This is a genomic window from Klebsiella sp. 4_1_44FAA (assembly GCF_000238715.1).
Classification (GTDB): Bacteria; Pseudomonadota; Gammaproteobacteria; order Enterobacterales; family Enterobacteriaceae; genus Klebsiella; species Klebsiella pneumoniae.
The window spans coordinates 375,847-393,344 of sequence record NZ_JH414800.1 but is presented as its reverse complement, the minus strand read 5'-3'; the positions used below and the strand labels follow the sequence as shown (position 1 = coordinate 393,344).

Sequence of the window (17,498 nt, the reverse complement as noted above, 5' to 3'; positions counted from 1 at the left end):
CGGCTAAGGCGCAAGCGCCGCAAGCCGGGAACTTTTCCTTAATTTTCTTCCAGCGAATACGGCAATGGTTTGATGCTCAGGCTGCCGGCATCGTCGCGTACACGGAACACGCTGTCCGGTTCCATGTCGTTATTCATCACTACCTGGACCATCAGGCTTCCGTCATCCAGCTGTACGGCTGCCAGCACCGTACCGGTGCGGCGCCAGTTGTCGCCCATCTTCAGCTCCAGGTCTTCCCCGGCTCCCGGCACCCGGCTGGCGGTCCCTGACAGCGTCCACAGCGCGCGCTTATTGGCGCCGCGGAATTTCGCCCTCGCGACCATTTCCTGGCCGGTGTAGCAGCCTTTTTTGAAGCTGATGCCGCCCAGCGCCTGCAGGTTGGTGGCCTGCGGAATGAACTGCCCGCTGTTAGCGCTGTCGATAACCGGCAGGCCGGCTTCAATATTCAGCGCCAGCCACTGTTGGCTGTTGTTAAACTGCGCTTCGCCGCGCAACGCGTCGGTGACGCGGTTGGCGGTGTCGACATCGGTCACCAGCAGGAAGCGCTCGCCCGGGTGTTCAAACCACAGCAGGCTGGTGGCGCCTTCGCTGACCACCTGGGTGGCAGCGTCGGGCAAGGCGGCGAACAGCGGCGCCAGCGCGGCGCGCGCCTGGAAGCCGGCTACTCCCAGCAGAACCAGATCGTCGTTGGCGGCAATGGTGACTTTGGAGAAGACGGCATATTTTTTCAGCTCGGTCAGCTGCGCGTCGCGCAGGCTGCGGCGCTCAATCCACGCGAAGCCGCCCTCGCGACGGAATACGCGCAGGTTGCTCCACATCTTGCCTTTGGCATCACAGTGGGCGGCAAGCAGATGCTGGGCATCGGTGAGATGACTCACATCGGCGGTAATCTGCCCCTGCAGATATTTTTCGCTGTCCGGCCCGCTAATTGTCGCCAGCGCCCAGTCATCCAGGGTCATCAGCGTTAACGGCAGACGAGCGGAAGAGGAAGGCTGACGCGGAGGAAAAGGTGTAAAAGCCATAGTCATATCCTGAATCGCTTAACGCAGTGTGTGTGACCAATGGTAAAAGAGCTATAGTGCATTGCAAGTGCTTTCAACAGGCCATTTGTGCGCTGGCGTGAGACAGCCGCCTGACGCAGGGAATCAATAAACCCATCATTATTTTAAGGTTTTTATGGAAGGATGCTCGCATTCAGCGATATTCCTGTAAAGTTACGGCAGAAAACGGGTTAAACTAACCTATATTTTGCTGCTGGAAGGTCAACATGGACATTAACAATAAAGCACGTATCCACTGGGCATGCCGCCGCGGGATGCGCGAACTCGACATCTCCATCATGCCGTTCTTTGAGTATGAGTACGATACCCTCAGCGACGCTGACAAACAGCTGTTCATTCGCCTGCTGGAAAATGACGATCCGGATCTGTTCAACTGGCTGATGAACCACGGCAAACCGGCCGATGCGGAGCTGCAGCGGATGGTAACCTTAATTCAGACACGGAATCGGGAACGTGGTCCTGTGGCAATCTGATCTCCGTATCTCCTGGCGCGCGCAGTGGTTTTCCCTGCTGCTTCACGGCGTGGTGGCGGCCCTGGTGCTGTTGGTTCCCTGGCCGCTGAGCTATACCCCGATCTGGCTGCTGCTGCTGTCGCTGGTGGTCTTCGACTGCGTGCGCAGCCAGCGGCGGATCCATGCCCGTCGCGGGGAGATAAAACTGCTCACCGATTCCCGTCTTCGCTGGCAAAACGCCGAATGGGAAATCCTCGGGACGCCGTGGGTTATCAATAGCGGTATGCTGCTGCGTTTGCGCCATGTCGATACCCGGCGCGGACAGCATCTTTGGCTGGCGGCGGACAGCATGGACGCCGGAGAGTGGCGCGATCTGCGCCGGCTGGTGCTGCAAAAACCGGCGCAGGAGTAAGCCGCGTCAGGAAAAGTGTTCGGCCATTTCGCCGAGGATCTGCTCGCACCAGCTCTGGATGCGCTCGTCGCTCAGGTCGTACTGGTTGGTTTCATCCAGCGCCAGGCCAACGAACAGTTGGCCATCGGCGATCACCGGTTTCGGGCTGGTGAACTCATAGCCTTCGGTTGGCCAGTAGCCGACAAACTTCACGCCCTTGGTCGCCAGCTTGTCATGCAGCATGCCGAGCGCGTCAAGGAACCATTCGCCGTAGCCCAGCTGATCGCCCATGCCGTACAGCGCGACGATCTTTCCCTCGAGGTTCAGGGTGTCCAGCTGATCCCAGACCGCTTCCCAGTCTTCCTGAATTTCGCCGAAATCCCAGGTCGGGATGCCAAGGATCAGTACGTCGTACTGGCTCATCAGCGCGGGGGAGTCATCTTTCAGATTGTGCAGCGTCACCAGTTCGGGGCCGATGATATCGCGGATTTTCTCCGCGGCCATTTCGGTGTAGCAGGTACTGGAGCCGTAAAACAGACCTATATTCATCGCGTAAACATCTCGATTCTTGCCGTGAATGGCGGGCAGTGTACCAGAAAGGCGTCCTCTTAAGGCATAATGAGAGCGTTTAACGAACAAAGAGGCCGATGTGAAACAGGATCTGGCACTAATCGAACAGTTTCTCGATGCCCTTTGGCTGGAGCGCAACCTGGCGGAGAATACGCTCAGCGCCTACCGTCGCGATTTGACGATGTTAGTTGAGTGGTTGCACCATCGCGGCCTGTCGCTGGCAAGCGTTGGCAGCGACGATCTGCAGGCGCTGCTGGCTGAGCGGCAGTCCGGCGGCTACAAAGCCACCAGCACCGCGCGCCTGCTGAGCGCCGTGCGCCGTTTTTTCCAGCATCTGTACCGGGAAAAAATTCGCCCGGACGATCCCAGCGCGCTGCTGGCCTCGCCGAAGCTACCGCAGCGGCTGCCAAAAGATCTCAGTGAGGCGCAGGTTGAGCGCCTGCTGCAGGCGCCGCTGGTGGAGCAGCCGCTGGAATTGCGCGATAAAGCGATGCTGGAGGTGCTGTATGCCACCGGCCTGCGCGTCTCGGAGCTGGTGGGGCTGACGATGAGCGACATCAGCCTGCGGCAGGGCGTGCTGCGGGTGGTGGGAAAAGGCAACAAAGAGCGGCTGGTGCCGCTGGGGGAAGAGGCGGTACTGTGGGTGGAAAATTACCTCGAGTATGGTCGCCCCTGGCTGCTGAACGGCGTGGCGTCGGATGTCTTATTTCCCAGCCAGCGCGCCCAGCAGATGACGCGCCAGACCTTCTGGCATCGGATTAAACACTATGCCGTACTGGCGGGGATCGACAGCGAAAAGCTTTCCCCGCACGTGTTACGCCATGCGTTCGCCACGCATTTGCTCAATCATGGCGCCGATCTGCGCGTGGTGCAGATGCTGTTAGGACACAGCGATCTCTCCACCACGCAGATATACACCCACGTGGCGACCGAGCGTCTGCGACAACTTCATCAACAGCACCACCCGCGGGCGTGAGTGCTGAACAAAAGGACTGAGTATGAAAAAAGGTTTATTGATGTTCACCCTGCTGGCGGCCTCCCTTTCAGGAGCGGCGCACGCCGATAGCGCGGCAATTAAACAGTCGCTGGCGAAGCTGGGTGTGCAGAGCACCGATATTCAACCATCGCCGGTTTCCGGGATGAGCACGGTGCTGACCGACAGCGGCGTGCTGTACGTGACCGACGACGGCAAACATATCATCCAGGGGCCGATGTACGACGTGAGCGGCGCGCAGCCGGTCAACGTCACCAACCAGCTGCTGCTGGGTAAGCTGAACGCGCTGAGCAATGAGATGATTGTCTACAAAGCGCCGAAGGAGCAGCACGTCATCACCGTCTTCACCGATATTACCTGCGGCTACTGTCATAAACTGCACGAGCAGATGAGCGACTACAACGCGCTGGGGATCACCGTGCGCTATCTGGCTTTCCCGCGACAGGGTCTGCAAAGCCAGGCGGAGCAGGACATGAAGGCCATCTGGTGCGCGAAAGATCGCAACAAAGCGCTGGATGACGCCATGAATGGTAAAGGCGTGCAGCCGGCGAGCTGCAACGTAGATATCGCCAAACATTACACCCTCGGCGTGCAGATGGGCGTCAACGGCACCCCGGCGATGGTCCTCAGTAACGGCATGGTGCTGCCGGGCTATCAGGGGCCGAAAGAGCTGAAGGCGTTCCTCGATGAGCACAAAAAACAGACAAGCGGTAACTGATTCGCGTGAAACAACAGATACAACTACGCCGCCGCGAGGCGGTTGACGGCGTCGAACTCCCCGCCGACCTGCCGCCGCTGCTGCAGCGGCTATATGCCAGCCGCGGGGTGCGCAGCGCGCAGGAGCTGGAGCGCAGCGTCAAAGGCATGCTCCCCTGGACGCAGCTCACCGGCGTTGAAAAAGCGGTCGAGATGCTGCATGACGCGTTCCAGAAAGGGTTGCACATCGTGGTGGTCGGTGATTTTGACGCCGACGGCGCCACCAGCACCGCGCTCAGCGTGTTGGCCCTGCGCGCGCTGGGTTACGGCAACGTCTCCTATCTGGTGCCGAACCGCTTTGAAGACGGCTACGGTTTAAGCCCGGAAGTGGTCGATCAGGCCCATGCTCGCGGCGCGCAGATGATCATGACCGTCGACAACGGGATCTCGTCCCATGCCGGCGTCGATCATGCCCATGCGCTGGGGATCCCGGTGCTGGTGACCGATCACCATCTGCCGGGCGAGACGCTGCCGGCGGCGGAAGCTATCGTTAATCCCAACCTGCGCGATTGCGACTTCCCGTCAAAATCACTGGCCGGGGTGGGGGTGGCGTTTTATCTGATGCTGGCGCTGCGCACTTTTCTGCGCGATAAAGGCTGGTTCGACGCTCGCGGCATCCCCGCGCCGAACCTTGCCGAGCTGCTGGATCTGGTGGCGCTTGGCACCGTCGCGGACGTCGTGCCGCTGGATGCTAACAACCGTATCCTCACCTGGCAGGGGTTAAGCCGCATTCGCGCCGGCAAATGTCGGCCCGGTATTAAGGCGCTGCTGGAAATTGCCAACCGCGATCCGCAAAAGCTGGCGGCCAGCGACCTCGGTTTCGCCCTCGGGCCGCGCCTGAACGCGGCGGGACGGCTGGACGACATGTCGGTCGGCGTCGCGCTGCTGCTGTGCGACAACATCGGCGAAGCGCGGGTGCTGGCCAACGAGCTCGATGCGCTTAATCAGACGCGCAAAGAGATTGAGCAGGGGATGCAGGCGGAAGCGCTAACGCTCTGTCAGCAGCTGGAGCGCAGCGCCGATACCCTGCCCGGCGGGCTGGCGATGTACCATCCGCAATGGCATCAAGGGGTAGTCGGCATTCTCGCCTCGCGGATTAAGGAGCGCTTCCATCGCCCGGTTATCGCTTTTGCGCCTACCGGCGACGGCACGCTGAAAGGCTCCGGCCGTTCCATTCAGGGGTTGCATATGCGCGATGCGCTGGAGCGCCTTGATACGCTTTATCCCGGGCTAATCCTGAAGTTCGGCGGCCACGCGATGGCGGCGGGCTTATCGCTGGAGGAGGCGCGTTTTGAAGAGTTTCAACAGCGCTTCGGCGAGCTGGTGACCGAATGGCTGGATCCTGCGCTGTTGCAGGGCGAGGTGGTTTCCGATGGCCCGCTGGCGGCGGCGGAGATGAGCATGGAAGTGGCGCAGATGCTGCGCGACGCCGGGCCGTGGGGGCAGATGTTCCCGGAACCGCTATTTGACGGTCGTTTTCGCCTGCTGCAGCAGCGGCTGGTGGGCGAGCGTCACCTGAAGGTGATGGTCGAACCGGTTGACGGCGGGCCGCTGCTGGACGGTATCGCCTTCAACGTTGATACTTCCATCTGGCCGGATAACGGCGTGCGTGAAGTCCAGTTAGCCTACAAGCTCGACATCAACGAGTTCCGCGGCAACCGTAGCCTGCAGCTGATCATCGATCACCTCTGGCCAAATTGACAACAGTGTAGGAATAAGGGCGCGAATCCGGTAGAATTCCGCTCTTATCACCGCATTTTGACAAATCCATTAAAAGAAACCGACCATGTTTGAAATAAATCCGGTAAAAAACCGCATTCAGGACCTCACGGAGCGCTCCGACGTTCTTAGGGGGTATCTTTGACTACGATGCCAAGAAAGAGCGTCTCGAAGAAGTAAACGCCGAGCTGGAACAGCCGGACGTGTGGAACGAACCCGAACGCGCCCAGGCGCTGGGTAAAGAGCGTTCTTCCCTGGAAGCCATCGTAGATACCCTGGATCAGATGTCCCAGGGGCTGGAAGACGTTGCCGGCCTGCTGGATCTGGCCGTGGAAGCGGACGACGAAGAGACCTTTAACGAAGCCGTCGCCGAGCTGGATACCCTGGAAGAGAAGCTGGCGCAGCTTGAGTTCCGCCGCATGTTCTCCGGCGAATACGACAGCGCCGATTGCTACCTTGACATTCAGGCCGGTTCCGGCGGCACCGAAGCCCAGGACTGGGCCAGCATGCTGATGCGCATGTACCTGCGCTGGGCGGAAGCGCGCGGCTTTAAGACCGAAATCATCGAAGAATCCGAAGGTGAAGTCGCGGGGATTAAATCCGTGACCATTAAGATCATTGGCGATTACGCCTACGGCTGGCTGCGTACGGAAACCGGCGTTCATCGTCTGGTGCGTAAGAGCCCGTTCGATTCCGGCGGCCGCCGTCATACCTCCTTCAGCTCCGCGTTCGTTTACCCGGAAGTGGAAGACGATATCGATATCGAAATTAACCCGGCCGACCTGCGCATTGACGTATACCGCGCCTCCGGCGCCGGTGGTCAGCACGTTAACCGTACGGAATCCGCGGTGCGTATTACCCATATCCCGACCGGATTGGTGACGCAGTGCCAGAACGACCGTTCGCAGCACAAGAACAAAGACCAGGCCATGAAGCAGATGAAAGCAAAGCTTTATGAACTGGAGATGCAGAAGAAAAATGCCGAGAAGCAGGCGATGGAAGACAACAAGTCCGATATCGGCTGGGGCAGCCAGATCCGCTCTTACGTGCTGGATGACTCGCGTATTAAAGATCTGCGTACCGGGGTGGAAACCCGCAACACTCAGGCGGTGCTCGACGGCAGCCTGGACCAATTTATCGAAGCAAGTTTGAAAGCAGGGTTATGAGGAACCAACATGTCTGAACAACAAGCACAGGGCGCTGACGCGGCAATTGACCTTAATAATGAACTGAAAACCCGTCGCGAGAAGCTGGCTGCGCTGCGTGAGCAGGGCGTCGCTTTCCCGAACGATTTCCGTCGTGACCATACCTCTGACCAACTGCACGCTGACTTCGATGGCAAAGAAAACGAAGAGCTGGAAGCGCTGAACGTTGAAGTGGCCGTTGCTGGCCGCATGATGACCCGTCGTATCATGGGTAAAGCGTCCTTCGTGACCCTGCAGGACGTAGGCGGCCGCATCCAGCTATACGTGGCGCGTGATGACCTGGCGGAAGGCGTTTATAACGACCAGTTCAAAAAGTGGGACCTCGGCGACATCATCGCCGCCCGCGGTAAGTTGTTCAAGACCAAAACCGGTGAGCTCTCTATCCACTGCACCGAGCTGCGTCTGTTGACTAAAGCTCTGCGCCCGCTGCCGGACAAATTCCACGGCCTGCAGGATCAGGAAGCGCGTTACCGCCAGCGTTACCTTGACCTGATCTCCAACGATGAATCTCGTAAGACCTTCAAAGTGCGTTCGCAGATCCTGGCAGGCATCCGTCAGTTCATGGTTGGCCGCGGCTTTATGGAAGTAGAAACCCCGATGATGCAGGTGATCCCGGGCGGCGCTTCCGCGCGTCCGTTCATCACCCATCATAACGCGCTGGATCTGGACATGTACCTGCGTATCGCGCCGGAACTGTACCTCAAGCGTCTGGTGGTTGGCGGCTTCGAACGCGTCTTCGAGATCAACCGTAACTTCCGTAACGAAGGGATCTCCGTTCGTCATAACCCAGAGTTCACCATGATGGAACTCTACATGGCTTATGCGGATTATAAAGATCTGATCGAGCTGACCGAATCTCTGTTCCGCACCCTGGCGCAGGACATCCTCGGCAATACCGAAGTGCCTTACGGCGACCAGGTGTTCGACTTCGGCAAGCCGTTTGAAAAACTGACCATGCGCGAAGCGATCAAGAAATACCGTCCGGAAACCGAGATGGCGGATCTGGATAACTTTGATTCCGCGAAAGCGATCGCTGAATCTATCGGCATCAAAGTGGAGAAGAGCTGGGGTCTGGGCCGTATCGTGACCGAGATCTTCGAAGAAGTGGCGGAAGCGCACCTGATCCAGCCGACCTTCATCACCGAATACCCGGCGGAAGTTTCTCCGCTGGCGCGCCGTAACGACGTCAACCCGGAAATCACAGACCGCTTTGAATTCTTCATTGGCGGCCGTGAGATCGGTAACGGCTTTAGCGAGCTGAACGACGCCGAAGACCAGGCGCAGCGCTTCCAGGATCAGGTTGATGCGAAAGCCGCAGGCGACGACGAAGCAATGTTCTATGACGAAGACTATGTCACCGCGCTGGAACACGGCCTGCCGCCGACCGCTGGTCTGGGTATCGGTATCGACCGTATGGTCATGCTGTTCACCAACAGCCACACCATCCGCGACGTTATTCTGTTCCCGGCGATGCGTCCGCAGAAATAATCGCCCTTCGCGAAGAGCAAAAAACCCGGCTTGCCGGGTTTTTTTATGTCTGATGTGAGGTCCTAAGGTTGGCGTAGCCTGGCTCAGCGCAGCGCAAGCCGGGGATCCCGGATGGCGGCGTAAACGCCTTATCCGGGCTACGCAATGGCGCAGAACCGTAGGCCTGTGCAAGCGTAGCGCCGCCAGGCATTAATGACAGGCACAGGGCTGCGCCTGGCCTGGAGAATAGTCAGCTTACCCGCGCAGACGCGCAACAAAGTCGGTCAGCGCCTGGCGGGCGTCCCGATTTTCCGCTTCCAGCACCATCCACGGGCTGAACGCCCACGGCGTGGCGGCCAGCGCGCTTAACATGGTTGCCAGGTCAACCCACTGATAGTCCATGACTTCATCGTCGTTAGGCTGCACTTCGCTTACCACGCGCGCGGCATATACCGGGCACACTTCGTTCTCAACGATACCGTTTGGGGCGACCGCCCGGTAGCGGAAGGCCGGGTGAACCGGCGCGATATCAGAGATCTCCACACCGAGTTCGAAGCGACAGCGGCGCGTGACGGCCTGCTCGAAGGTCTCGCCCTGCTGGGGGTGTCCGCAGACCGAGTTGGTCCATACCCCGGGCCAGGCTTTTTTGCCCAACGAACGGCGAGTGACCAGTAACTGACCCTGCTGGTTAAACAGCCAGCAGGAAAACGCGAGATGTAAAGGGGTATCAAACGTATGGGCGGCATACTTCTCCAGCATACCGGCAGGCTGATCCTGCTCATCCAGCAAAATGACGTGTTCCCCGGCCATGACGACTCCTGAAAATAAAAAATGACCCGGCACAAACCCGCCGGGTCATGTACTCAGGCCACTAGGGTAGCCCATAAATGGGAGAAAGGCATTACCAAAACAAGCCCTGGAGGCAGCTCTGTGAACGGCAACGCGCAATAGTGAGGAGAGGCCGCCGCGCCGCGTGGCGCAAATATGAATTTCTGCCTGCCGCAGACCGCGCGCTAGGGACGGGGGATAATGGTTTCGCCATCAGGGATGACGCCCTGCGCCGCGGACTGGTATGATATTCGCCCTGATTGCGAGGTAAGTGGTTGTGTTAAGTGCAGGATGCCTGATGATGAAACGCTTTTATATGACACTGATGCTGGCGGCAAGCCTGGTGCTGGCCGGCTGCTCCAGCACCTCCGATTCCGGTGGCACCTACACCGTTAAACGCGGCGATACCCTGTACGGCATCTCCCGCACCACCGGCACCAGCGTTCGCGATCTGGCCCGCCTGAATAACATCTCCCCGCCTTACACCATTGAGGTGGGGCAGAAGCTGAAGCTTAACGGCAGCAGTTCAACGAAGACAACGAAGAAAAAATCTTCCTCTACGCGCACCGCGGCGGTCACGCCTTCGTCCGCGGTACCTCAGTCCTCCTGGCCGCCGGTGGGACAGCGCTGCTGGCGCTGGCCGACCAGCGGCAAAGTGGTCCTGCCTTATTCCACCGCCGATGGCGGCAATAAAGGCATTGATATCGCCGGAACCCGCGGCCAGCCGGTGTATGCCGCCGGGGCGGGCAAGGTGGTCTACGTCGGCAATCAGCTGCGCGGCTATGGCAACCTGATCATGATTAAGCACAGCGAGGATTACATCACCGCCTATGCCCACAACGATAAGCTAATGGTGAATAATGGCCAGAGCGTGAAGGCCGGCCAGCAAATTGCCACCATGGGCAGTACGGATGCCGACTCAGTGCGGCTGCATTTCCAGATCCGCTACCGGGCGACAGCCATCGATCCGCTGCGTTACCTGCCGCCGCAGGGAAGTAAACCTAAGTGCTAAAAGGTTATTTTATCGCCAGTCAGCATCCGGCAGGCTTGTCACAGGGTGCGTAAGGGCTATAATGCTTCTCGCACCTCTTCGCGGGCGTAGTTCAATGGTAGAACGAGAGCTTCCCAAGCTCTATACGAGGGTTCGATTCCCTTCGCCCGCTCCAAATTCAAGTCTCCTGAAGTCTACCAAACTCAATTTTCCCTTAATAAATCAGCGGTTATAGCATTCTGTTAGTCTATTGAACTCCGACGGAGGACTCCACTTTGGTTGCGGGATCGGCGTTTTGCGCTGCTGGCGCTGGAGTCGTAGCGTTTAGTGATATTTTCGCGCTTATCCTGTTTCCGCAGGATGAGTGATTTTACGCAACCGGCTCGCGCTGACGACGACCGATACCGCAGAGGCCGCGGCGGCGCTCCACAGCGCAACATGAATTGACCTTTCATCTGCTGCCAGCAGAACGGCTACGGCGGCGGCTCCCAGGCACTGCCCGAAAGTGCGCATAATGGATAAAACACCGGACGCATAACTCGCGTGCTCACGAATAACGTTTGAGAGCATTTCCCGGTTATTGGGACTCTGAAAGCAGCCAAACCCTATTCCGCATACCAGACTTCGCAGGCAGATATCCCACATTGAAGGGCTGGCGGGTAACGTCGCCAGCAGGATCAAACCGACGACAAATATCACCAGCCCCAGGGTGGATATCGCCGGGGCTGATATCGTGTCCGCCCAACGGCCTGCATGCGGCGCAATCAGCACGATCCCTAATGGCCACGGCGTAAACAGCAGGGCAGACACTACCGGACTGTAGCCGTATTCGCTCTGAAACAGGAAGGGTAGCGCAATAAAGGTGATCCCCTGGCTGACGAAAGCAACCATCGACGTGAAGGCCGCGAGGGTAAAACGTTCATTTTTAAACATGCTCGGCGGCAGTAAGGGAGAACCCGTGCGGCGGATTTGCCAGATAAAAGCCATGCCGCTCAGCGCAGCGAGAGCCATCCAGCAAAGGCTGCCGAATTGAGAAGTAGCGTTCTGTAGGCTGTTCGCCGCCATGATCGTCGAACCCAACAGCAGCGCCGACAATATGGCGCCCACGGTGTCGAAGGGCGCCTGCATACGGATCGCATCCCGCGGCAGCGCTCTGACCGCCAGCAGTAAGGCGAGGGTGCCGGGAAGAACGTTTATCGCAAACAGCCATTGCCAGCTAAGGGTGTGAAGGATCGTACCGGCCAATACCGGGCCGATAGCGGAGCTCGAGGCAATGAGCAGGGCATGGAACCCCAGAATGCGGCCAAGTAAGCGTCCGGGAAATACGGACCTGAGTATTGCGGGGGCAATACTCAGCGTCGCCGCGCCGCCGATCCCCTGAAGCACGCGCATACCGATAAGCACTTCGGGCTTATTCGCCAGCGCACAACCCAGTGATGTCAGGGTAAAGGTCGTCAGGCCCGCCAGAAATACGGGGCGATAACCCAGACGGGCCGCAAGCGCCGCGAATATCGCCAGCGTCATCGCAGCCGCCAGCAGATACCCGTTGGCGAACCAGACGGCAATACTGGCAGGTACCTGCATCTCCTGAGCCATGGAGGGCAGGGCAATGTTGATCATGGTGCCATCAAACACGCCCATTAAGGTGGTGGTCATTATTGCGGCCATCACCCGTGCGCGCGCCGGGCCAGGCAGTCCTTCGTCGCCGGGTTGACTGGAAAAGAGCGTCATCATTTGTCCTCTGAGAAGAGTGTATGGATGACAAAACTATAAAGATGGCTTTTACCAGGCGGAAGGCGCACTATTTTCACTTTATTGTTGCGTCAAACGCCTTATCTTAATGTGCTGGGAGGAAGGGTAATGTCTGATCCCGATTTTAATTTGCTGGTAGCTCTCGACGTATTGCTGAGTGAAGCGAGTGTCGCAGGTGCGGCTCGTCGTCTGAACCTCAGCACTTCGGCCATGAGCCGGACATTAAGCAGGTTACGCGATGTCACAGGAGACCCGATCCTGGTACGCGCCGGGCGTAACATGGTACTGACCCCGTGGGCCGAAGCGACCCGGGATCGCGCCAGGCGTGCAGTGCACGATGCCAGGGCGGTATTACAGCCCTCAACTGAAACGTTCAGCGCGCAAAATCTGGCGCGTCTTTTTACCATCAGGGCAAACGATGGTTTTGTGGTGGCGTTTGGGCCTGCGCTTATAGCAGCGGTTGCCGACGCCGCGCCGGACGTCTGTATACGCTTCGCGCCTAAGCCGGAAAAAACGTCGCGCTATCTTCGGGAAGGGCTGGTTGATCTGGAGATTGGCGTTCAGAGTAATATGGGGCCAGAAATACGGCTGCAACGACTGTTTGAGGATCGGTTTGTTGGCGTCGTCCGTAAAGGGCACCCGCTGGCTAAGCAGGCTGAAATATGCGTGGGTGATTATGTCGCCTGGGGCCATGTGGTAGCGTCACCCGAGGGCGCGTTGCACGGATCCGTTGACGATGCGCTGGCCGAACTGGGGACAAAACGTAAAATTGCGAGCGTCGTACCGGGATTTCCGACAGCACTTTCCGTGGCGCTGGAATCGGATCTTATCGCCATGATACCCGCACTCTATTTACTCAATCAGCAGGTAACGGACCAGGTACACCTTTTCGAGCTGCCGTTCAAAAGCCGTCGTATTACGGTATCGCAGATGTGGCACCCAAGAATGGAACGCGACCCCGGTCACCGCTGGCTGAGAGAGCAAATTCTTGCGATATGCGGTGTGGCCCGGTCAGCCATGACTAAGGAGCCTGTATAGCGATTGCTATAACATCAATTTATATTAAATGTATAATTCAATTCATTGATATTTAATATAAAATACATCAATCGAAGTAGCGGTGTAGTAGCTAAATTGAGATGTCCATCTCTGGACCAAATAGACATGTCCGCGCTACCGTCTCGCCACAGCGATCGCTGCTTTCAAAGGATGAGACTCATGACGGCATACGGAACGGCAATTTTCTCAATGAGCGATGTGAACAGACTCACGATCGAAGTCTCCATACTTCGATAGACCGTTTATGTTCTTTCCGCGAGACCTAATCGAAAGCCCTCGTGGTACCTTTAAATTAACAATTAACGATAAATAAAGGACAGCTTCCCTGTCCTTTATTCTTTTTTATTCAGCTTTGCTCTCGCGCGCTCGCAATACCTCACCGACCACCGGGGCGGCGGTAAACGCATTTGGCCATCCCGCGTAGAACGCCGCCTGGGCGACCACTTCTCCGGCCTCTTCAGCCGAAAGCCCATTATCCATAGCTCTGTTTAGGTGGTAGCCAATCTGCGCGCTCTGTCCGGCGGCGATTAACGCGCTGACCGTCACCAGACTTCTGTCGCGGGGCGTAAGCGCGGGCCGTTGCCAGAGGTCGAGAAACAGCGGGTCGGCGGTAAATTTAACCAGGCCAGGCGAAATGGGGCCGACATTTTTTTCCACGGTGTCTGCACGCTGTTTCTCTACCTGTTCATTGAGTGGCAGCAGCGTTGGCGAGGCGGCGGGCAGGGCCTCTGCCGTCACGCCCCTGGCTTCAAAGATGGTTTTAGCGACGCTGACGGCTGACATCGCATTGGGCCAGCCAGCGTAGAAGGCGAGGTGAGTAATGATCTCTGACACTTCCGCTGGCGTCACGCCGCTATCGAGCGCAACGGCAATATAGTGCTTCAGCTCGCCTGGCTGGTTGCGGGCAATCAGCATCGCTACGGTCACGATGCTACGGTCGCGGGCGGACAGGGCGTCACGTTGCCAGAGGTCGTTGCTGATGGCCTCGCGGCCGAAGCGCGCCAGCGCCGGGGAGACCGCTTGAATATCAGCGTCAGCAAGGGTGGAAGGGGTAATTTTCATCATAGCTTCATCTCTTTGTTCGTTGGCATAGGCAAAATCAGACAGCACAAGCGACAAGGCTGCCGCGGCAATCACGTTTTTCATATTTGCTCCTTTCCCGATCAGCAGGGCGGAGCGTTACCGCGTCCAGACCTGCTTAACGTCCTTCGTTTGCGGCGTGTTTTGCGCCATGATCCCCGTCAGAACGTGCGGCTGGTAGGTTTCTTCAAGAAACTGGATTTCCTCCGGGCTCAGGTGAAGATTGACTGCGTTTACCGCGCCATCGACGTGATCTTTTTTTGTGGCCCCTACGACAGGCGACGTCACTTTTGTCAGCAGCCAGGCCAGCGAAATTTCGGTCATGGAGACCTGATGCCGTTCGGCAAGTTCGGCGACGCGGGCAATAATGATCCGGTCCTGTTCTGCCGTGCCGTCGTATTTGCCCCGGGCATAATCATCTTCCACCGCTCGCCGCGTGTGGCCTTCTAAGCGGGAGAGACGGCCGCTGGCCAGCGCGCTATAGGGAGTCATGGCGATACCCTCTTCCGCGCACAGCCCGAACAGCTCTCGTTCATCTTCACGCATAATCAGGTTGTAGTGGCTCTGCACAGAAACAAAGGATGTCAGCCCTTCGCGTTCGGCAAGGGCGTTCACCTTCGCCAACTGCCAGGCATAGCAATTGGAAATGCCAATCGCGCGCACCTTGCCGGCGGTCACTGCGGTGTGCAGCGCCTCCAGCACGTCGATAACCGGGGTGTTGTAATCCCAGATGTGGTAGATGTAGAGGTCGATGTAGTCCATCCCGAGGTTTCGCAGACTCTGGTCAAGCGAGCGGGCTATCGCCTGTTTTCCGCTGATCCCCTCGGCAATCTGCGCGGCGGTTCGTGGCAGAAACTTGGTGGCCAGCACCACCTCCTCGCGTTTTGCCATCTCCCGCAGCGCCCGGCCAACGTACCGTTCGCTGGAGCCGTTCTGATAGGCGATGGCGGTATCGTAAAAATTGATGCCCTGTTCCAGAGCGTGGCGGATGATGTCCCGGCTGGCTGTTTCGTCCAGCGTCCAGCGATGCTGACCCGTTGACGGATCGCCAAACCCCATACATCCCATGCAGATACGGGAGACCAGTAAGTCACTCTTCCCGAGCCGGGTATACTGCATCGTTATTTTCTCCCTTTGGGTTATTCCACCAGAGTATTAAGCCGCGCGATCAGTCTGGCCGCGTGTTCCCGGGCAAGCGTTTTTTGCTGAGCGATTTTGTCGGCATCCCGGTCGGCGTAGCTAATACTGCAGGTATAAACCGGCGCCAGCAGCTCAAGATTGCACAGCCTGGCCGTGGTCTCGAAGGGAAGGAGATACTCCTCAATGGCATGGCCAAAGAAACCGTCAGCGGTATAGAGCGCCTGTGGCGCTCCCGTGGTGAAGGAGAGGATCAGCTTTTTACCACCCAGTTTCGCCGTTGAGCCATGGGCGAAGCCGTGGACAAATACCTCGTCCAGCCACTGTTTCATTAACCCGGGCAGCCCATACCAGCTAAAGGGAAACTGCCAGACAATCACATCCGCCTGCAGCAGGCTTTCCTGCTCAGCGGCGATGTTGAATTTGCCGTCCGGATAGAGCCAGTCCAGACGACGGATTTCCGCATCAGGCAGGGCGGTCGCCAGCTCATCGAGGATGGTGGCGTTGGCGATGGAATGGTTAAGATCCGGATGCCCGGAAACGACAAGAATATGAGCCATTCCCAACGTTACTCCTGATGTTTAAATTCAGCAGAGAAGAGATTTTCCCAGCTAATAAACGAGCCGAGTGGAATACACTCGAAGGTTAATAGACCCGCTTTTGCCAGCGGAAATTCGGCCATGACATTATTCGCCTCTTCCACGGTGTCGCACTCGAGGAAAATAGCGACGCCGGGTCGATCCTGACGGAAATAGATGTCGCGAATAAAGCCTGACTTGTACAGTCCCCAGGCGTGCAGGGCTTCTGCGGTAAGGTGCGGCGCATAGTGTTCCAGCGTCGCGCCGGGGGCAGGGATATCCAGACATAAAATTCGCATAGTTGTCTCCGGAAAGTCGTTATCAGCGGGAAGAGACAAAAGTATACGAGCCGCAGGGGGGGAAGATTAGGCGGTCATTGACTTAAGAATATTTAGCCTGTACTTAATAATCAGGCGAGGGTGTCTTAAGGAGATGCTATGAATAACGCGCTTTATAATCAGATACGCATCTTTCAGAGCATTGCGCGCGAGGGCAATATCTCGGCCGCCGCGCGCAAGCTCGAAATCACGCCGCCGTCGGTCAGCAATGCGCTCAGGCTGCTGGAGGAGCATATTGGCCACCCCCTTTTTGTGCGCACTACCCGGCGTATCGAGCTGACGGAAACCGGGCAACAGCTGCTGGAGCAGACCGCCGCGGCGGTGGAGACACTGGAAAAGTCGCTGGAAATCATCCGCGACCAGAATCAGGAGCCCTCCGGGGCAGTGAGAATAACCCTCTCGCGCTTTGCCTACCTGCTTATTCTCAAACCGGCGATGGCGGCATTTTGTCAGCAATATCCGGGGATCCAGCTGGAAATATCGGTCTATGACGGTACCGTCAATATTATTGAAGAACGTTTCGACCTTGGGATCCGCTTTGGCGATATTCTCGAAGGCGGCGTGGTCGCCCGCCCGTTAATGAAGCCGTTTCGTGAAGGGCTATACGCCTCCTCTGCCTATCTTGCCGAATATGGCGTGCCCGCGATGCCTGCCGATCTCCATCATCACCGGCTGATTGGCTATCGCTTTATTACCAACAACCGCATCCTGCCGCTGATCCTCAATGACCACGGCGAGCAGCTCACCGTCGAGATGCCCGGACAGTTAATCAGCAATGATATTGACGTCATGGCCGACGGTATTCGCCACGGACTGGGGATTGGCCGTTTATTTGAACCAATCCTGCAATTACAGCCCGATCGTGAGCAGTTTATTCCCGTGATGGAGGACTACTGGAAAACCTATCCGCCGGTTTATCTCTATTACCCAAAAAACGCAGGCAGAACGAAAAGGGTGAAAGCCCTGATTGATTTCCTGATAATGCATGCCGCGGAATAAAGGCTATTTTGCGTGCGAAATATCTGAAGGCATAGATCCTGTCTTTCCCTCAGCCTTAACCCTATACTCCTTGCGGATAAAGCGGTTTTTATCGCGATGATTTTTGCCGCTCAACGGCTTA

General features: G+C 57.6%; 18 protein-coding genes and 1 tRNA gene. 11 read left to right on the top strand and 8 right to left on the bottom strand.

Annotation, left to right across the window (positions count from 1 at the left end; translation table 11 throughout):
* Positions 1-38 precede the first annotated feature (38 nt).
* Entirely contained in the window at positions 39-1,022 is a 984-nt protein-coding gene (ygfZ, locus tag HMPREF1024_RS13510; RefSeq protein WP_009308615.1) for a tRNA-modifying protein YgfZ, read from the bottom strand.
* Positions 1,023-1,267: 245 nt separating this feature from the next.
* On the opposite strand from ygfZ, the gene sdhE reads away from it, so the two are divergent.
* Both sdhE and HMPREF1024_RS13520 read left to right on the top strand, forming a co-directional pair.
* Positions 1,268-1,534, top strand: a complete 267-nt coding sequence (sdhE, locus tag HMPREF1024_RS13515; protein ID WP_002916312.1) for an FAD assembly factor SdhE — start codon at positions 1,268-1,270, stop codon at positions 1,532-1,534.
* Positions 1,515-1,925 carry a protein YgfX gene (locus HMPREF1024_RS13520; protein ID WP_002916310.1) on the top strand — a complete coding sequence of 137 codons (411 nt, stop codon included), beginning with the start codon at positions 1,515-1,517 and terminating at the stop codon, positions 1,923-1,925. The genes sdhE and HMPREF1024_RS13520 overlap by 20 nt, the downstream gene beginning before the upstream one ends.
* 6 nt (positions 1,926-1,931) lie before the next feature.
* Here HMPREF1024_RS13520 and fldB read toward each other — a convergent pair whose 3' ends face one another.
* Complete coding sequence (gene fldB / locus HMPREF1024_RS13525) at positions 1,932-2,453, bottom strand: flavodoxin FldB (protein ID WP_004144730.1); 522 nt, start codon at positions 2,451-2,453, stop codon at positions 1,932-1,934.
* A gap of 100 nt (positions 2,454-2,553) precedes the next feature.
* Between fldB and xerD the strand changes: the two genes are divergently transcribed.
* From xerD to lysS, 5 genes are all read left to right on the top strand, one after another.
* Positions 2,554-3,450 carry a site-specific tyrosine recombinase XerD gene (xerD, locus tag HMPREF1024_RS13530; protein ID WP_004144729.1) on the top strand — a complete coding sequence of 299 codons (897 nt, stop codon included), beginning with the start codon at positions 2,554-2,556 and terminating at the stop codon, positions 3,448-3,450.
* Positions 3,451-3,472: 22 nt separating this feature from the next.
* Positions 3,473-4,186 carry a bifunctional protein-disulfide isomerase/oxidoreductase DsbC gene (gene dsbC, locus HMPREF1024_RS13535; RefSeq protein ID WP_004185548.1) on the top strand — a complete coding sequence of 238 codons (714 nt, stop codon included), beginning with the start codon at positions 3,473-3,475 and terminating at the stop codon, positions 4,184-4,186.
* Positions 4,187-4,191: 5 nt separating this feature from the next.
* Positions 4,192-5,925 carry a single-stranded-DNA-specific exonuclease RecJ gene (gene recJ / locus HMPREF1024_RS13540; RefSeq protein ID WP_004149758.1) on the top strand — a complete coding sequence of 578 codons (1,734 nt, stop codon included), beginning with the start codon at positions 4,192-4,194 and terminating at the stop codon, positions 5,923-5,925.
* An 85-nt stretch (positions 5,926-6,010) separates the two neighbouring features.
* Positions 6,011-7,109 (top strand): peptide chain release factor 2 gene (gene prfB / locus HMPREF1024_RS13545; protein WP_095858446.1). Its coding sequence is split into 2 segments (ribosomal slippage): positions 6,011-6,085 and positions 6,087-7,109, totalling 1,098 coding nucleotides; the frame shifts between segments, so codons are not numbered across the junction.
* Positions 7,110-7,118: 9 nt separating this feature from the next.
* A complete protein-coding gene (gene lysS / locus HMPREF1024_RS13550) occupies positions 7,119-8,636 on the top strand; it encodes a lysine--tRNA ligase (RefSeq protein ID WP_002916299.1) in 1,518 nt (505 codons plus the stop codon).
* 234 nt (positions 8,637-8,870) lie between these two features.
* Here lysS and idi read toward each other — a convergent pair whose 3' ends face one another.
* Positions 8,871-9,425, bottom strand: coding sequence for an isopentenyl-diphosphate Delta-isomerase (idi, locus tag HMPREF1024_RS13555; protein WP_002916298.1), 555 nt, complete (start codon positions 9,423-9,425; stop codon positions 8,871-8,873).
* Between the two features lie 316 nt (positions 9,426-9,741).
* Between idi and actS the strand changes: the two genes are divergently transcribed.
* On the top strand, positions 9,742-10,455 hold the full coding sequence (actS, locus tag HMPREF1024_RS13560; RefSeq protein ID WP_004157874.1) for an amidase activator ActS: 714 nt from the start codon (positions 9,742-9,744) through the stop codon (positions 10,453-10,455).
* Between the two features lie 80 nt (positions 10,456-10,535).
* Positions 10,536-10,609: transfer RNA gene (locus HMPREF1024_RS13565), tRNA-Gly, on the top strand.
* Between the two features lie 167 nt (positions 10,610-10,776).
* Here HMPREF1024_RS13565 and HMPREF1024_RS13570 read toward each other — a convergent pair.
* Positions 10,777-12,165, bottom strand: a complete 1,389-nt coding sequence (locus tag HMPREF1024_RS13570) for an MFS transporter (protein ID WP_009308614.1) — start codon at positions 12,163-12,165, stop codon at positions 10,777-10,779.
* Positions 12,166-12,294: 129 nt separating this feature from the next.
* On the opposite strand from HMPREF1024_RS13570, the gene HMPREF1024_RS13575 reads away from it, so the two are divergent.
* A complete protein-coding gene (locus HMPREF1024_RS13575; protein ID WP_009308613.1) occupies positions 12,295-13,224 on the top strand; it encodes a LysR family transcriptional regulator in 930 nt (309 codons plus the stop codon).
* A 363-nt stretch (positions 13,225-13,587) separates the two neighbouring features.
* Here HMPREF1024_RS13575 and HMPREF1024_RS13580 read toward each other — a convergent pair whose 3' ends face one another.
* Genes HMPREF1024_RS13580 through HMPREF1024_RS13595 form a run of 4 tightly spaced genes read right to left on the bottom strand, consistent with a single transcriptional unit; the run spans position 13,588 to position 16,339 of the window.
* Complete coding sequence (locus tag HMPREF1024_RS13580) at positions 13,588-14,391, bottom strand: carboxymuconolactone decarboxylase family protein (protein WP_009308612.1); 804 nt, start codon at positions 14,389-14,391, stop codon at positions 13,588-13,590.
* Between the two features lie 33 nt (positions 14,392-14,424).
* A complete protein-coding gene (locus tag HMPREF1024_RS13585) occupies positions 14,425-15,444 on the bottom strand; it encodes an aldo/keto reductase (protein ID WP_009308611.1) in 1,020 nt (339 codons plus the stop codon).
* 20 nt (positions 15,445-15,464) lie between these two features.
* On the bottom strand, positions 15,465-16,022 hold the full coding sequence (locus HMPREF1024_RS13590; protein WP_009308610.1) for an NAD(P)H-dependent oxidoreductase: 558 nt from the start codon (positions 16,020-16,022) through the stop codon (positions 15,465-15,467).
* Positions 16,023-16,030: 8 nt separating this feature from the next.
* Complete coding sequence (locus tag HMPREF1024_RS13595; RefSeq protein WP_004151785.1) at positions 16,031-16,339, bottom strand: superoxide dismutase; 309 nt, start codon at positions 16,337-16,339, stop codon at positions 16,031-16,033.
* Between the two features lie 138 nt (positions 16,340-16,477).
* On the opposite strand from HMPREF1024_RS13595, the gene HMPREF1024_RS13600 reads away from it, so the two are divergent.
* Positions 16,478-17,377: a LysR family transcriptional regulator gene (locus HMPREF1024_RS13600; RefSeq protein WP_004174493.1), complete on the top strand. Its 900-nt coding sequence runs from the start codon at positions 16,478-16,480 to the stop codon at positions 17,375-17,377.
* Positions 17,378-17,498: the final 121 nt, after the last annotated feature.

What these genes read in the sequence shown, in the direction of transcription:
- ygfZ (WP_009308615.1), bottom strand. Translation starts at nt 1,022, where the DNA reads ATGGCTTTTACACCTTTTCCTCCGCGTCAGCCTTCCTCTTCCGCTCGT.
- sdhE (WP_002916312.1), top strand. Translation starts at nt 1,268, where the DNA reads ATGGACATTAACAATAAAGCACGTATCCACTGGGCATGCCGCCGCGGG.
- fldB (WP_004144730.1), bottom strand. Translation starts at nt 2,453, where the DNA reads ATGAATATAGGTCTGTTTTACGGCTCCAGTACCTGCTACACCGAAATG.
- dsbC (WP_004185548.1), top strand. Translation starts at nt 3,473, where the DNA reads ATGAAAAAAGGTTTATTGATGTTCACCCTGCTGGCGGCCTCCCTTTCA.
- lysS (WP_002916299.1), top strand. Translation starts at nt 7,119, where the DNA reads ATGTCTGAACAACAAGCACAGGGCGCTGACGCGGCAATTGACCTTAAT.
- idi (WP_002916298.1), bottom strand. Translation starts at nt 9,425, where the DNA reads ATGGCCGGGGAACACGTCATTTTGCTGGATGAGCAGGATCAGCCTGCC.
- actS (WP_004157874.1), top strand. Translation starts at nt 9,742, where the DNA reads ATGATGAAACGCTTTTATATGACACTGATGCTGGCGGCAAGCCTGGTG.
- HMPREF1024_RS13570 (WP_009308614.1), bottom strand. Translation starts at nt 12,165, where the DNA reads ATGACGCTCTTTTCCAGTCAACCCGGCGACGAAGGACTGCCTGGCCCG.
- HMPREF1024_RS13575 (WP_009308613.1), top strand. Translation starts at nt 12,295, where the DNA reads ATGTCTGATCCCGATTTTAATTTGCTGGTAGCTCTCGACGTATTGCTG.
- HMPREF1024_RS13580 (WP_009308612.1), bottom strand. Translation starts at nt 14,391, where the DNA reads ATGAAAAACGTGATTGCCGCGGCAGCCTTGTCGCTTGTGCTGTCTGAT.
- HMPREF1024_RS13585 (WP_009308611.1), bottom strand. Translation starts at nt 15,444, where the DNA reads ATGCAGTATACCCGGCTCGGGAAGAGTGACTTACTGGTCTCCCGTATC.
- HMPREF1024_RS13590 (WP_009308610.1), bottom strand. Translation starts at nt 16,022, where the DNA reads ATGGCTCATATTCTTGTCGTTTCCGGGCATCCGGATCTTAACCATTCC.
- HMPREF1024_RS13595 (WP_004151785.1), bottom strand. Translation starts at nt 16,339, where the DNA reads ATGCGAATTTTATGTCTGGATATCCCTGCCCCCGGCGCGACGCTGGAA.
- HMPREF1024_RS13600 (WP_004174493.1), top strand. Translation starts at nt 16,478, where the DNA reads ATGAATAACGCGCTTTATAATCAGATACGCATCTTTCAGAGCATTGCG.